Below are 12,921 nucleotides of genomic sequence, written 5' to 3' on the forward strand. Positions count from 1 at the left end.
ATTGCCCTGCGCGCCGCGCGCCGCCGCCGCGGCCCATGGCGATCGCGCGAACGTCCGCGACGCGCAGACGCGCCCGATCGCCAGAGCGGGCGCTTCGCGCGATGCCCCGCCGCGACGTCCGGCGTCCTTGACTTCCCGGGCGGTCGCGGCCAGTTTCCCGCGCCGCTCGCGCCCGGGCGGCGGCGGTATGGGCCCCGATGCGCACCTATCTCAGTTTTGAACAACCGGTCGCCGATATCGACGCCCGCATCGACGAGTTGCGGATGGTCGCCGAAAAGGCCGAATCGCCGGCGCTGGCGGAGGAGATCGCCAAGCTCGAGACGAAATCGGAAAAGGCGCTCGCCGACCTCTACGCCGCGCTCACCCCCTGGCAGAAGACCCACGTCGCCCGGGTGCAGGGCCGGCCGCGCTGTTCCGATTACCTCGAGGGGCTGATCGCCGACTTCACGCCGCTCGCCGGCGACCGCTATTTCGGCGAGGACGAGGCGATCGTCGGCGGCCTCGGCCGGTTCGAGGGCGCCTCCGTCGTCGTCATCGGCCAGGAGAAGGGCCACGACACCGACAGCCGCCTCAGGCACAATTTCGGCATGGCGCGCCCGGAAGGCTATCGCAAGGCGGTGCGGCTGATGGAGCTCGCCGACCGCTTCGGCCTGCCGGTGATCGCGCTCGTCGACAGCGCCGGCGCCTTTCCCGGCGTCGACGCCGAGGAGCGCGGCCAGGCCGAGGCGATCGCCCGCTCGACCGAGGCCTGCCTCGCGCTCGGCGTCCCCAATGTCGCGGTGGTGATCGGCGAGGGCGGCTCGGGCGGGGCGATCGCCATCGCCACCGCCAACAAGGTGTTGATGCTCGAGCACGCGATCTACACCGTCGCTTCGCCCGAAGCCGCGGCCTCGATTCTATGGCGCGATTCCTCGCGGGCGCAGGACGCCGCCACCGGCATGAAGATCACCGCCCAGGACCTTCTCAAGTTCGGCATCGTCGACGTGATCGTGTCCGAGCCGCTCGGCGGCGCCCACCGCGACCCGCAGGCGGCCGTCTCCGCGACCGGCCGCGCGATCGGCGAGGCGCTGAAGGCGATGGCCAACATGAGCGCCGACGAGATCCGCGACGCGCGCGCGGAAAAGTTTCTGGCGATCGGGCGGAAGGTGTAGCCTCGCAAGGGGGGACGTCGCGAGGGAGGCTTTCCATGCTCGAGACCTGGCGCTGGTTCGGGCCGGACGATCCGGTCAGCCTGGACAAGGTCGCGCAGGCCGGCGCCGCCGGCGTCGTCACCGCCCTCCATCACCGCAACCGCGGCGAAGTCTGGCCGGTCGACGACATCCTCGCCCGCCGCGCCGAGATCGAGCGCGCCGGGCTCGCCTGGACGGTGGTCGAGAGCATCGGCGTCGGCGAGGCGATCAAGACCCGGACCGGCGATTTCCGCGAAAAGATCGATAATTACCAGCAGTCGATCCGCAACGCCGCGCGCGCCGGGGTCAAGGTGTTCTGCTACAATTTCATGGCCATCACCGACTGGACGCGCACCAGCCTCGACTGGCGGCTCGCCAACGGCGGCACGGCGCTGCGCTTCGACGCGGTCGACTTCGCCGCCTACGACCTGTTCATCCTCGAGCGCGAGGGCGCGGACGCCGACTATCGCGCCGACAGAATCGAAGCCGCCAAGGCGCGCTTCGAGGCGATGACGCCCGAGGCGAGGCAAGCGCTCGAGCGGACGCTGATCGACTGGCTGCCGGCGCGCGACTTCACCTACGACCGCGCCCGCTTCCGCGAGGCGCTGGCGCGCTACCGCGCCGTCGGCGTGGAGGAGATGCGCGCCAACCTGATCGCCTTCGTGCGCGAGATCGCCGCGACGGCGGAAGAGGAGGGCGCGCGGCTCGCGATCCATCCCGACGATCCGGCGTTTCCGATCTTCGGCCTGCCGCGCGTGCTCTCGACCGCCGAGGACGTACGAAAACTGTTCGCCGCCGTTCCGTCCGAAGCCTGCGGACTGACGCTCTGCGCCGGCTCGTTCGGCTCGAACCCGGTGAACGACCTCCTCGCCATGGCGCGCGAGTTCGGCCCGCGCATCCACTTCGTGCACCTGCGCAACGTGCGGCGCGAGCCGGACGGCTCGTTCCACGAGGCCGATCACCTCGGCGGCGACACCGACATGGTGGCGCTGGTGGCGGAACTGATGGCCGAGGAGGCGCGCCGCCGCGGCGAAGGCCGCGCCGACGCCGAGATCCCGATGCGGCCCGACCACGGCCACTGCCTCGGCGACGACCGGCTCGGGCGCTCCAATCCCGGCTATTCCTACATCGGCCGGCTGAAGGGGCTCGCCGAGTTGCGCGGCGTGATGCGGACGGTCGAAGCGTTCCGGGGCGGGCTCGGCTCGCGCCCCGCGGCCGGGTCGCCAAGCCAGGCGCCCGTCTAGGATCCGTGGCCGCCGAAAGACGGCGTCCGTCCGGATTCCGCTCCTCCCCCCGCTCGCCGGTCCGGACGGCCGCCAGAAACGTGAACGCGGCATAACGCCACGGGGCGCGACAATCGAACGCGACCTAAAATTGCGCCGGTCGCCCAGGCCGCGGCGCCCGTGGCGACAAGGGCGCGCCGACGACCTCGGGAGGACCAGGTCAATGGAGGGATGAATGCGCTATTGTCTCGCCGGGGTTCTCGCGGCCGCGCTCGCCGCGGCGGTTTCGCCGGCTTCGGCTGACGACCTGATGAAGGCGGCGAAGGAGATATTCCAGCCGATTCCTTCCCTGGTCCCGGCGGTCAAGGACAACGCCGTGACCCATGAGAAGGTGGAGCTCGGCAAGCTCCTGTTCTTCGATCCCCGGATGTCGGCGAGCGAGATCATCAGCTGCAACACCTGCCACAACCTCGGCACCGGCGGCGTCGACGCCGGCCCGACCTCGGTCGGCCACGGCTGGCAGAAGGGTCCGCGGCGCGCGCCGACCGTCTACAACGCCGTCTTCAACGTCGCCCAGTTCTGGGACGGCCGGGCGGCGGACCTCAAGGCCCAGGCCAAGGGCCCGGTCCAGGCGACGGTCGAGATGAACGCGACGCCCGAACACGTGGTCAAGACCCTCACGTCGATGCCCGACTACGTCGCCTTGTTCCGCAAAGCGTTCCCGGGCGAGAACGAGCCGGTCAGCTTCGACAATTTCGCCAAGGCGGTCGAGGCGTTCGAGGCGACGCTGATCACGCCGGCCTCGCCCTTCGACCAATACCTCGAAGGCGACGCCAACGCGCTCAGCGCCGAGCAGAAGGACGGCCTGAAGCTGTTTATCGACAAGGGCTGCTCGAACTGCCACAGCGGCGTCAACGTCGGCGGCGGCGGCTATTTCCCGTTCGGCGTCGTCGAGAAGCCCGGCGCGGACATCCTTCCGGCCGGCGACAAGGGGCGGTTCAACGTCAGCAAGACGGCGAGCGACGAATACGTATTCCGCGCCGCGCCGCTGCGCAACGTCGCGCTGCGCGCGCCCTACTTCCACTCCGGCCAGGTCTGGAGCCTCAAGCAGGCGGTCGGCGTGATGGGCGAGGCCCAGCTCGGCGCGCGGCTCACCGACAAGGAGGAGGACGCCATCGTCGCCTTCCTCGGCTCGCTGACCGGTCAGCTGCCGCAGATCGACTATCCGATTCTGCCGGTCCGCACCGACGCGACGCCCCTGCCCACGCTGGCGAAATGACCCGACAGGACGCGAGGCGCGTTTGCGAGCCTCGCGTCCCCACCCATCGTCGTCATCGGCCGGCGGCGCGCCGGCTCACGCCAGCGCGTCGTTGAGGCGGCCGAGAAACAGGCCCAGATCGTCGGTCACGACATCGGCGAGATGGGCGGCGGCCGCCACGGCGGCGCTGACGCGGTCGTGCGGCTGGCGATGGTCGTCCTGTCCGGGCTTCGGCGTCACGAGAACCGTTGTCATGCCGAGCGCTTTCGGCACCACGAGATTCTTGGCGACGTCCTCGAACATCGCGGCGGAGGCGGGGTCGACGCCGTAGCGTTCGAAGAACGCGTCGTAGGCGGCGCGGCCCGGCTTGGGCGTCAGACCCGCCGCCACGATGTCGAAGGCGTCCTCGAACAGGCCGTCGAGCCCGATCTGTCGCGCAGTCAGAATGGCGTGGTTGCGGGAGCCGTTGGTGAAGATCAGCTTCCGCCCCGCGAGGCGCGCGACCTCGCGCACGAGCGTCGGGTTCGGCTTCAGAATGGAGCGGTCGATGTCGTGAACGAACTCGAGAAACCGCTCCGCCTCGTCGATGTCCTCCTCGACGAGCCCGCGCAGCGTCGTGCCGTGGCGCAGATAATAATGCTGATGCAGCGCTCGCGCCGACTGGCCGTCGAGGCCGAAGAGGTCGATCAGGAACAGCGTGATCCGTTCGTCGATCAGCGGCCAGATGCCGCTGTCGGCCGGATAGAGCGTGTTGTCGAGATCGAACACCCAGGTCGTGACGTGGCCGAAGCGCGCCCGCAGTTCCTCTTCCGCCGCCGGGGCCTGCGGCGGAGCGGCGATGCGCGCGGCGGAAATGGCGCCGAGTTTGCCCAAGTGGTCTCCATGCAATCCGGGAGGGTCAGGCTATCGGCGTTCGCCTCGCTTCTTCAAGCGAAATCGACCGACTGACGCCAGAGGAAGCGGGCAGGAGATCACAGGCGCCCTACGGTTTTGTGACGGCCGCGTGGGAACCCTTCGTCCGGCGCGACGCGGGCGCCGCGCCGACGACCGGCGTCACTGATCGAGCTTGACGGCCTGCGAGGCGGTGTCGACCGACCGCTCGTTCCGGGTCGGATCGGTGAGCCTGACCGGAGCGGTCACCGTGCCGACCGCGACGTCGGTCACCGTGCCGACCGCGCCCTTGGTGATGGCGCCGAACGTCTCCACCAGGCCGGGCTTGGCGTCGGTCAGCGCCTGCCCCTGCGCCAGCCGGGCGCCGATCGCCGTGACCACCTCGCCGGAGGCGAACTTGCTGTGGTTGGTGATGTCGTCAGAATGCACGTAGGTCAGGTCGACCACCCGGACGCGCGCCTCCGCCAGCATCGTCGAATAAGGCTGCTGGGTCGGGTCGAGCGCGCCGAGCCGCGTCGTGTCGCGGGCGAGGAAGCTCGAAATGCCGAGCGCCTTGTCGTCGCGCGACACGAACAGGGTGAAGGCGGCGGTCCGTGTGCTCTTTCCGGCGTCGATCTCGGCGATCTGGCGGCGAAACACGTCGACGTCGATGTCGGGCGAGGCCAGCATGACCTCCTGGATCTTTTTCGGCAGGCCGCGGTCGCGAATCGCCATCTGGCGCAGGGTCTCGACCGTCAGGTAGTTGCCCATCGAATGCGCCAGGATCGAAACCGAGCCGACGTTCGGATTGTCGGTGACGGCCTGGAGCAACGTCTCGAACGCGTCACGCGAAAACATGGCGCTGTCGCGGTCGTAGACGTAGTCGAACACGCTGCCGCCCGACGGCCAGGTGAACAGGATCGGGGTCACGTCCACGCCGGCGTCGTGCACGATCTGGGCGAACCGGTAGACCGCCTCCTCGAACCGGGTGTTGTAGCCGTGGACGAAGATCAGCACCCGGTGTCCCGGGGTGCGCTTGACCATGGCGTTGAAGGTGGTCTTGGCCCGGGCGAGGTCCATCAGGTCGATGTTGGTGGCGACGAAGTCGCGCTCCGGGTCGCCCGGAGCGCGGCTCGGCCACTGGACGTCGCCGACGCGCCGCATCGGCGGGATCGAGACGCCGATCTGGGCGAATTCCAGGCCCTTGCCGCGGGCGCCGCCGAAGATGACGCCGGGCGGCTCGACCACCGGCGCGCGCGTGGTCGCGACGAGAATGTCGACCGTGCTCGCGGCGGGGGCCGAAGCGCCGACGACGAGGTCGCCGTACGGCCGGCTGGAGCAGCCGGCGACGATGGTCGCCAGCGCGAGGGCGAAGGCGACGAGGAGGCGAGTCCGCCGCGCCGCGGTCGGCCCGCTGTTCGCGCCCGTGCGGGCCATACCGGAAACGCTCGCGCTCGGACGCATGGTCGACTGCCGCCTCAGACGTGTTGGCCAGGCGAGGCCTGGAGGACGAGTTGGATCGGCGCGGCGAGCGCGCCGGTTTTCGCAGGCGCCGGCGCGGTCCGGGTCTGCATCCAGACCCAACCGGCGGCGCCGAGAACGATGACGACGACGATCACGGTCAGGAGGACGACCGCCCAGACCGGGAAGCCGCGCGACCGCGCCGCCGCCCGTTGAGCCGCCTCGGCCGCCTGCTGCGCCGCCGCGGCGGCGCGGGTCGCCGCGGCTGCGGCCGACCGTGCGGCGTCGGCGGCGCCCGAGGCCGAAGCGCCGGCGGTTCGAACCGCCCCCGAGCCGATCGCGCCGAGGCCGGCGAGCAGCCCGGTCGGCGCCAGCGCCTTCGCGATCTCGCCCGGCAGAGCCGCGGCGATCGCGTCCTTCTGGCTCGCAAACAGCGCGGCGATCGCCGCCGGATCGGACCAGTTGGAGGGGTCCTGCTGGCCCAGCGTCCCGATCGCCGCCTGCACCGCCGCGCCGATCGCCGTCTGCGCGGCGGGTTGCGGGACGCCGGAATAGTGCCCGAGCGCGCCGACGAGACTGGAGAGGCCGGAACCGCCGAGCATCCCCCCGAGCAGGGTCGCGCCGGCGCCGACGGCGCGGGCGTCGCCGCCCGCGAGCGCGCCAGACAGCCCGGTCAGGAGATCGGGGTCGGAGTTCGAGACCGCATCGACCATCTTCTGCGCTCCGCCCGGGGCGGCGACGGTCGTGCCGATGGCGCCGAGCACGAGCGGGACCGCGGCCGCGACCAGCTTCTGCGCCGCCGCTTCGCTGATCCCGGTCGCCCGCGCCAGCCCGCCCACGAGCTGGGGGGCGAGGACCTGGTTGATCAGACCGACGAGGTCGGGCGCCATTGGACTTTTCCCCTCGAATTCTCGCGCCGCACAGGTCCCGGCCCGCCGGGCTGGATCAAGGATGGACGAATCAGCGTAGCGGTTCCCCGGGCGGATGCCTAGCCGGCGCCGCCCGGGGCCTTACAAGGCCGATGTGACGCTCAGTTTGCAAAGCGGAAATGCAGGACGTCGCCGTCGGCGACGACGTACTCCTTGCCCTCGAGCCGGAACTTGCCGGCCTCGCGCGCGCCCGCCTCGCCACGGGCTGCGACGTAGTCGTCATAGGCGATCGTCTCGGCGCGGATGAAGCCCTTCTCGAAATCGGTGTGGATGACGCCGGCCGCCTGCGGCGCCTTCGTGCCCTTTTCGATCGTCCAGGCGCGCGCCTCCTTCGGCCCGACGGTGAAGAAGGTGACGAGGTGCAGGAGGGCGTAGCCGGCGCGGATGACCCGGTTCAGCCCCGGTTCGCTCAGGCCCACCGCCTCGAGGTAGTCCGTCTGCTCGGCTGCGGGCAAGACCGCGATCTCGCTCTCGATCTTGGCGGACACCACGACCGAAACCGCGCCCTCCTTCTCGGCCTGGGCCTTGACCAGAGCCGAAAAGGCGTTGCCGGCGTCGGCCGAGGCCTCCTCGACGTTGCAGACGTAGAGCACCGGCTTCGACGACAGGAGCCCGAGCGACTGGAACAGGTCGTGCTCCTCGCGACTGACGCCGGCGGCGCGCGCCGGCCGTCCCTCGCGCAATTCCGCGAGGCTGCGCTGGGCGAGCGCGAGAATGTCCTTGGCTTCCTTGTCGCCGCCCTTGGCCTTCTTCTCCATGGCGACGATGCGCCGCTCGAGGCTGTCGAGATCGGCGAGCATCAATTCGGTCTCGATCGTGGCGATGTCCGACAGCGGGTCGATGCGGCCCTCGACATGGGTGACGTCGCCGTCTTCGAAGCAGCGCACGACATGGGCGACCGCGTCGCACTCGCGGATGTTGGCGAGGAACTGGTTGCCGAGCCCCTCGCCCTTCGAGGCGCCGCGAACGAGCCCGGCGATGTCGACGAAGGTCAACCGGGTCGGAATGATCTCCTTCGAGCCGGCGATCTGCGACAGCACGTCGAGACGCGGGTCGGGCACCGCGACGTCGCCGACGTTGGGCTCGATGGTGCAGAACGGATAATTGGCCGCCTGCGCCGCCGCCGTTTGCGTCAGCGCATTGAAGAGCGTCGACTTGCCGACATTGGGCAGGCCGACGATGCCGCATTTGAAACCCATAATGGAAAGGACCGCTGCCCGGGGAGAAGGATTGGCCGCCCTCATGCGCGGGCGAGGCGAAAAAGGCAAGGGCGCGGCGATCGTCGGGAGGGGCGGCGTCCCGTCGCCCGCGGACGGGCGCCCGGGAGGATCGCCCGTCCTTCGAGCGCGAGCCGCGCTCCCTGTCGTCTTCAGAGCCGGATGAAGGGTTGCGCGAGCCGGCCCCAGACCCCCTTCCAGCGCAGGTCTCCCTGCATGGCGACGAGCGATACGCAATCCTCGCCGTCCTCGACGGTGGGCCGGTGACGCACGGTGTCGTCGCCGAGGTCGAAATCGCCCGGCCCGTAGCGGCCGCCGTCGTGGCGGAACGCCCCGCTGAGCACGCAGGTCATCTCGAGCGCCGTGTGCGCGTGTTCGAGCAGCGCCGTGTTCGGCGCCGACTTCAGCAGGAAGACCCGCGTCGGCCCCGGCTCGGGCAGGCGGATCGGACGCATCCGCACCCGCGGCGCGACGAACCGCCACGGCCCGAACGCGTAGCGCCTGACGAAAGCCGGCAGTTCGATCGGCGCGTCCGGGGCTTCCGCCGCCGCAGGGGAGGGGGGAGGGGGCGGCTCGTCGAGGCGCGCGAGCGTTCGCCCGAGCGCGTCCGCGGACATCGGTCGGGGCTCGGCGTCCTCGAGGAAGACGCCGCCGGCGCGCTCCATGGCGCGGACAAAATCCCGGCACCGCGCGCAGACGTGCAGATGCGTCGCCAGCGCGATCCGCTGGCCGAGGTCGATCACGCCCGCCGCATAGGCGGCCAGCATCGATTCGTCGGGGTGGTGCTCAATCGTCATCGTGTTCCGATTCCAAAATGGCGCGCAGGCGCTTCATCGCCAGGCGCACGCGCGATTTGACGGTGCCGAGCGGAATCCGCAGGGTCTCGGCGATCTCGCTGTGCGCCTTCTCCTGGAAGAACGACATTTCGATCACCTTCAGTTGCTCGCCCGGCAGGACCGTCAGCGCTTCGCGCAACCGCGCCTCCGACTGCGCGGTCGCCATCCGCAGGTCCGCCAGAGGAGCGTCGTCGACCTCGTACTCGGCCTCGACGTCGTCCACCCGGACCGCGCCGCCGCCCCTCTGCTCGCGCCGGATCGCGTCGATGCGCTGATTGCGGGCGATGGTGAAGATCCAGGTCGCGGCGCCCGAGGCCGACGGATTGTACAGCGACGCCTTGCGCCACACCGCCAGCATCGCCTCCTGCGCGATGTCCTCGGCCTGGCTCTCGCTCGCCCCGTTCCTGCGCATGAACGCCTTCACCCGGGGGGCGAAATGGTTGAAGATCTCGGCGAACGCGGTCCGGTCCTGGTCGCGCGCGATCCGCTCGATCCGCTGGCTCCAGACATCCCGGCTCGCGCCGCCCGCCTTGTCAAACGACACAGCTTCTCCTCCTCGGCGCCAGGGCGCCGTATCGACGGGACGATAGCAGGGGGCGAGGAGTGCGGTCATCGCCGATGAAACGAATCAAAGCGGGGATTGGATCAACGCCGTATGATCCGCCGCGCGCTTTTTGTCGTTTCCCCGCCATGGCCTCCGCCGTCGCGGAGACGCCGACTGGAAGGGCCCGCGTCATGCCGTCATCCGAGCGCCTGAGGATCGCCGTCGTCGGGACGGGCGTCTCCGGCCTGTCCGCGGCCTGGCTGCTCAATCCGCGGCACGACGTGACGGTCTACGAGAAAGCCGGTCGGGTCGGTGGGCATTCGAACACCGTCTCCGTTCGCCTCGACGGCGTCGACCTCGACGTCGACACCGGGTTCATCGTCTACAACGCCCCTACCTATCCCAATTTCGTGGAATTGTTGCGAGTCCTCGGCGTCGAATCCTGCGAGACCGACATGTCGTTCGCGGCCTCGCTCGACGGCGGCCGGATCGAATATTCCGGCGCCGGCCTCGCCGGGCTGTTCGGCCAGCGTTCCAACCTGATCCGCCCGCGGTTCTGGGCCATGCTCGCCGACCTCGTGCGCTTCTATCGCCGCGCCACGCGCGACGCCCGCCTGCCGATGGCCGAGGACACGACGCTCGGCGACTATCTCGCCGCCGGCCGCTACGGCGCGGCCTTTCGCGACCATCACATCGTGCCGATGGCGAGCGCGATCTGGTCGGCCGCGCCGGACGAAATTCTCGGCTATCCCGCCGCCGCCTTCCTGCGCTTTCACGACAATCACGGGCTCCTGCGCCTGACCAACCGGCCGATCTGGCGCACGGTGGTCGGCGGCAGCCGCGCCTATGTCACGCGCCTCGCGCAGCCGCTGGTCGGGCGCCTCAGGGTCGGCGCGGGGGCTGAGCGGATCGAGCGGGTCGGCGGACGCGTCGCGGTCGTCGACGCCAATGGCGACCGGGACGTGTTCGACCGCGTGGTGCTGGCGACCCACGCCGACGAAGCGCTCGCCCTGCTCGCCGAGCCGACGCCGCGCGAACGGGCGCTGCTCGGCGCCTTTCGCTACAGCCGCAACGAGGCCCATCTGCATCTCGACGAGACCTTCATGCCGCAGCGGCGCGCGACGTGGGCGAGCTGGAATTTCGTCTCCGAGGCGCGCTCGTCGGACCGGGCGAGCGTGACCTACTGGATGAACGCCCTGCAGCGGTTGCCGACGCGCAGAAACGTGTTCGTCACCCTCAATCCGCAGCGGCCTCCGCACGGACCGTTGCGGATCGAATCCTACGACCACCCGATTTTCGACGCCGCCGCGATCCGGGCGCAGAAGCGCCTGTGGAGCCTTCAGGGTTTCGGCGGGGTCTGGTTCTGCGGCGCGCATTTCGGCGCCGGCTTCCACGAGGACGGCCTTCAGTCGGGCCTCGCCGTCGCCGAGCAACTCGGCGGGGTGCGACGGCCGTGGCGGGTCGAGGGCGAGTCCTCGCGCATCGTCGTCGGTCCCGCGCCGGCGGTCTCCGACGCTCGGGAGAACGCGGCGTGACCGACGCCTCCGCGCTCTATGTCGGTTCGGTCTTCCACCGCCGTCTCGGCGCGACGCCGCACCGCTTCCGCTACCGCGTGTTCTGGCTTCTGGTCGATCTCGACGAGCTCGCCGGGCTCGGGCGGCGGCTCAGACTGTTCTCGCACAACGCCTTCAACCTGTTCAGCCTCGACGACCGCGACCATGGCGACGGAAGCGCCCGCAGCTTGCGCGAGCAGGCCGTGGCGCTCCTCGCCGCGCACGGCTTCACGTCCCCGCCCGGCGCGATCCGGCTCCTGTGCATGCCGCGCACGCTCGGCTACGACTTCAATCCGCTGAGCGTCTATTTCTGTTACGACCGCGACGGCGCGCTGATCGCGCTGATCCACGAGGTGCACAACACCTTCGGCGGCCGGCACAGCTATGTGTTGCCGGCGGACCCGGCCCAGGGCGAGGTGCGGCAGGCGTGCGACAAGGCTTTCTTCGTGTCGCCGTTCCTGCCGATGGGCCTGCGCTACGAGTTCCGGGTCGCCCCGCCGGGCGAGTCGGTGGCTGTCGCGATCCGGGTGGCGGGGCCCGACGGGCCGATTCTGCGCGCGGCGCTGACCGCGAAACGCCGGCCGTTCACGGACGCCATGCTGGCGCGGGCGGCGCTGGCGGTGCCGTTCGTCGCGATCAAGACCGTCGCCGCGATCCACTGGCAGGCGGTCCGCCTGTTCGCCAAGGGGGCGCGCTGGCGCGGGCCGGGGAAGCCGGCCGAGCCCGCCGCCGGCGCGCTATAGCGCGGCTGCGGCGTTGGCGAGCCAGTCCGGCATCGCCTCGACCATCGCCGCCTCGATCCGATGGTCGAGACCGGTGACAATCAGCCCGCCGAACACCACCAGCGACAGCCCGAGCGCCACTCTCCCGTACTGTCCGGCGAGGAGCGCGTCGGCCTTCGCCGCCCGGGTGACGCGGCCGAGGCCGAAGCCGACGGCGAGCAGCGCGCCGGCCGCGCCGAGCGCGTAGACGAACATGGTGAGCGTCGCCGCTGCGAGGCTCCTTCCGTCGGTCGCGAGCGCGAAGGCCGCGCCGAGCGTCGGACCGGCGCAGGGCGCCCAGGCGAGCGCCAGCACCGCGCCCGCCGCCGCCTGGCCGATCAGGCCCTTGCCCGGCAGGAAGCCGCCGATCCGCCCCGATGCGCCGCTCAGTCCCGCGAGCGCGATCTCCAGCCGGTCGGCGGCCCCGGGAAGCAGCAGCGCCAGACCCACCGCGATCATGATCGCCGCCGCCGCCAGCCGCACCCCGACGAGGCTGCCGACCTCGACGCCGAAGGCCGCGAGCGCCGCCCCGACGAGGGCGAAGGTCAGCGCGAGGCCGGCCGCGAGCGCGAGCGGGCCTCTCGGATCCTCCGCACGGGCGGAGGCCACGACGATCGGCGCGAGCGGCAGGATGCAGGGGCTCAGAATCGTCAACAGCCCCGCGGCGAAGGCGAGCGGCAGGGCGAGAAACAGGCTCACATCGCCGCCTTCAGGACGCCGACCACCGAGGCCTCCGACAGGCCCCAGGACATGCGCGAGACTTCCTTGCCGCCCTTGTAGGCGATCAGGGTCGAGCGCGGGCAGCCGAGCTTCTCGACCACGTCCTTCTGGTTGTCGTAGTCGACCCGGAAGAAAGAAATCCCGCTATAGGCTGGATCGTTCTTGAGGCCGTCGAGCCGCATCGACTGGATGTGGCACTGAAGGCACCACGGCGCATAGACATGCACGACGACGGGCTTGCCCGATGCGATCGCCTTCTCGACCTGGGCGGGGTCGTAGGGCTGGAACTCGGCGCCCCACGCGGGCGCCGCCGCCGCGGCGGCCATCGCCGCCAGCCCCGCCGCCATCTGTCTGCGCGTGATCATGGACGTCTCCCTCGG

The 12,921-nt window shown here is 70.6% G+C and carries 13 protein-coding genes; 5 read left to right on the plus strand and 8 right to left on the minus strand.

The features are described from left to right. The first annotated feature begins 197 nt into the window (after nucleotides 1-197). The 3 genes from DFR50_RS17570 (at nucleotide 198) to DFR50_RS17580 (ending at nucleotide 3,671) form a co-directional block, all read left to right on the plus strand. Nucleotides 198-1,151, plus strand: coding sequence for an acetyl-CoA carboxylase carboxyltransferase subunit alpha (locus DFR50_RS17570; RefSeq protein WP_113890574.1), 954 nt, complete (start codon nucleotides 198-200; stop codon nucleotides 1,149-1,151). 35 nt (nucleotides 1,152-1,186) lie between these two features. Next, entirely contained in the window at nucleotides 1,187-2,413 is a 1,227-nt protein-coding gene (gene uxuA / locus DFR50_RS17575) for a mannonate dehydratase (protein WP_113890575.1), read from the plus strand. Between the two features lie 214 nt (nucleotides 2,414-2,627). Continuing rightward, nucleotides 2,628-3,671, plus strand: a complete 1,044-nt coding sequence (locus DFR50_RS17580) for a cytochrome-c peroxidase (protein WP_113890576.1) — start codon at nucleotides 2,628-2,630, stop codon at nucleotides 3,669-3,671. 75 nt (nucleotides 3,672-3,746) lie between these two features. Here the strand turns inward: DFR50_RS17580 and DFR50_RS17585 are convergent, their stop codons facing one another. The 6 genes from DFR50_RS17585 to DFR50_RS17610 form a co-directional block, all read right to left on the minus strand. Next, complete coding sequence (locus DFR50_RS17585) at nucleotides 3,747-4,523, minus strand: pyrimidine 5'-nucleotidase (protein WP_245427900.1); 777 nt, start codon at nucleotides 4,521-4,523, stop codon at nucleotides 3,747-3,749. Nucleotides 4,524-4,703: 180 nt separating this feature from the next. Beyond that, the gene (locus DFR50_RS17590; protein WP_170153260.1) at nucleotides 4,704-5,957 is read right to left on the minus strand and encodes an alpha/beta hydrolase; all 1,254 of its coding nucleotides are present in this window, start codon (nucleotides 5,955-5,957) and stop codon (nucleotides 4,704-4,706) included. Between the two features lie 41 nt (nucleotides 5,958-5,998). Then, nucleotides 5,999-6,871: a DUF937 domain-containing protein gene (locus DFR50_RS17595; RefSeq protein WP_113890578.1), complete on the minus strand. Its 873-nt coding sequence runs from the start codon at nucleotides 6,869-6,871 to the stop codon at nucleotides 5,999-6,001. 140 nt (nucleotides 6,872-7,011) lie between these two features. Next, nucleotides 7,012-8,109 carry a redox-regulated ATPase YchF gene (ychF, locus tag DFR50_RS17600; protein WP_113890579.1) on the minus strand — a complete coding sequence of 366 codons (1,098 nt, stop codon included), beginning with the start codon at nucleotides 8,107-8,109 and terminating at the stop codon, nucleotides 7,012-7,014. Nucleotides 8,110-8,279: 170 nt separating this feature from the next. Then, nucleotides 8,280-8,924: a ChrR family anti-sigma-E factor gene (locus DFR50_RS17605; protein ID WP_113890580.1), complete on the minus strand. Its 645-nt coding sequence runs from the start codon at nucleotides 8,922-8,924 to the stop codon at nucleotides 8,280-8,282. Further along, the gene (locus tag DFR50_RS17610; protein WP_245427901.1) at nucleotides 8,914-9,507 is read right to left on the minus strand and encodes a sigma-70 family RNA polymerase sigma factor; all 594 of its coding nucleotides are present in this window, start codon (nucleotides 9,505-9,507) and stop codon (nucleotides 8,914-8,916) included. Before DFR50_RS17610 ends, DFR50_RS17605 begins: the two co-directional genes overlap by 11 nt. A gap of 191 nt (nucleotides 9,508-9,698) precedes the next feature. Between DFR50_RS17610 and DFR50_RS17615 the strand changes: the two genes are divergently transcribed. Then, nucleotides 9,699-11,042, plus strand: a complete 1,344-nt coding sequence (locus DFR50_RS17615; RefSeq protein ID WP_113890582.1) for an NAD(P)/FAD-dependent oxidoreductase — start codon at nucleotides 9,699-9,701, stop codon at nucleotides 11,040-11,042. After that, complete coding sequence (locus DFR50_RS17620) at nucleotides 11,039-11,803, plus strand: DUF1365 domain-containing protein (RefSeq protein WP_113890583.1); 765 nt, start codon at nucleotides 11,039-11,041, stop codon at nucleotides 11,801-11,803. The genes DFR50_RS17615 and DFR50_RS17620 overlap by 4 nt, the downstream gene beginning before the upstream one ends. On the opposite strand, the gene DFR50_RS17625 is transcribed toward DFR50_RS17620, so the two are convergent. Beyond that, entirely contained in the window at nucleotides 11,798-12,520 is a 723-nt protein-coding gene (locus DFR50_RS17625) for a cytochrome c biogenesis protein CcdA (RefSeq protein WP_245427903.1), read from the minus strand. The two genes, DFR50_RS17620 and DFR50_RS17625, sit on opposite strands and share 6 nt — an antisense overlap. Continuing rightward, a complete protein-coding gene (locus tag DFR50_RS17630; protein WP_113890584.1) occupies nucleotides 12,517-12,906 on the minus strand; it encodes a thioredoxin family protein in 390 nt (129 codons plus the stop codon). The genes DFR50_RS17625 and DFR50_RS17630 overlap by 4 nt, the downstream gene beginning before the upstream one ends. Nucleotides 12,907-12,921 lie beyond the last annotated feature (15 nt).

Origin of the sequence: Roseiarcus fermentans, assembly GCF_003315135.1 — a bacterium.
Taxonomy (GTDB): Bacteria; Pseudomonadota; Alphaproteobacteria; order Rhizobiales; family Beijerinckiaceae; genus Roseiarcus; species Roseiarcus fermentans.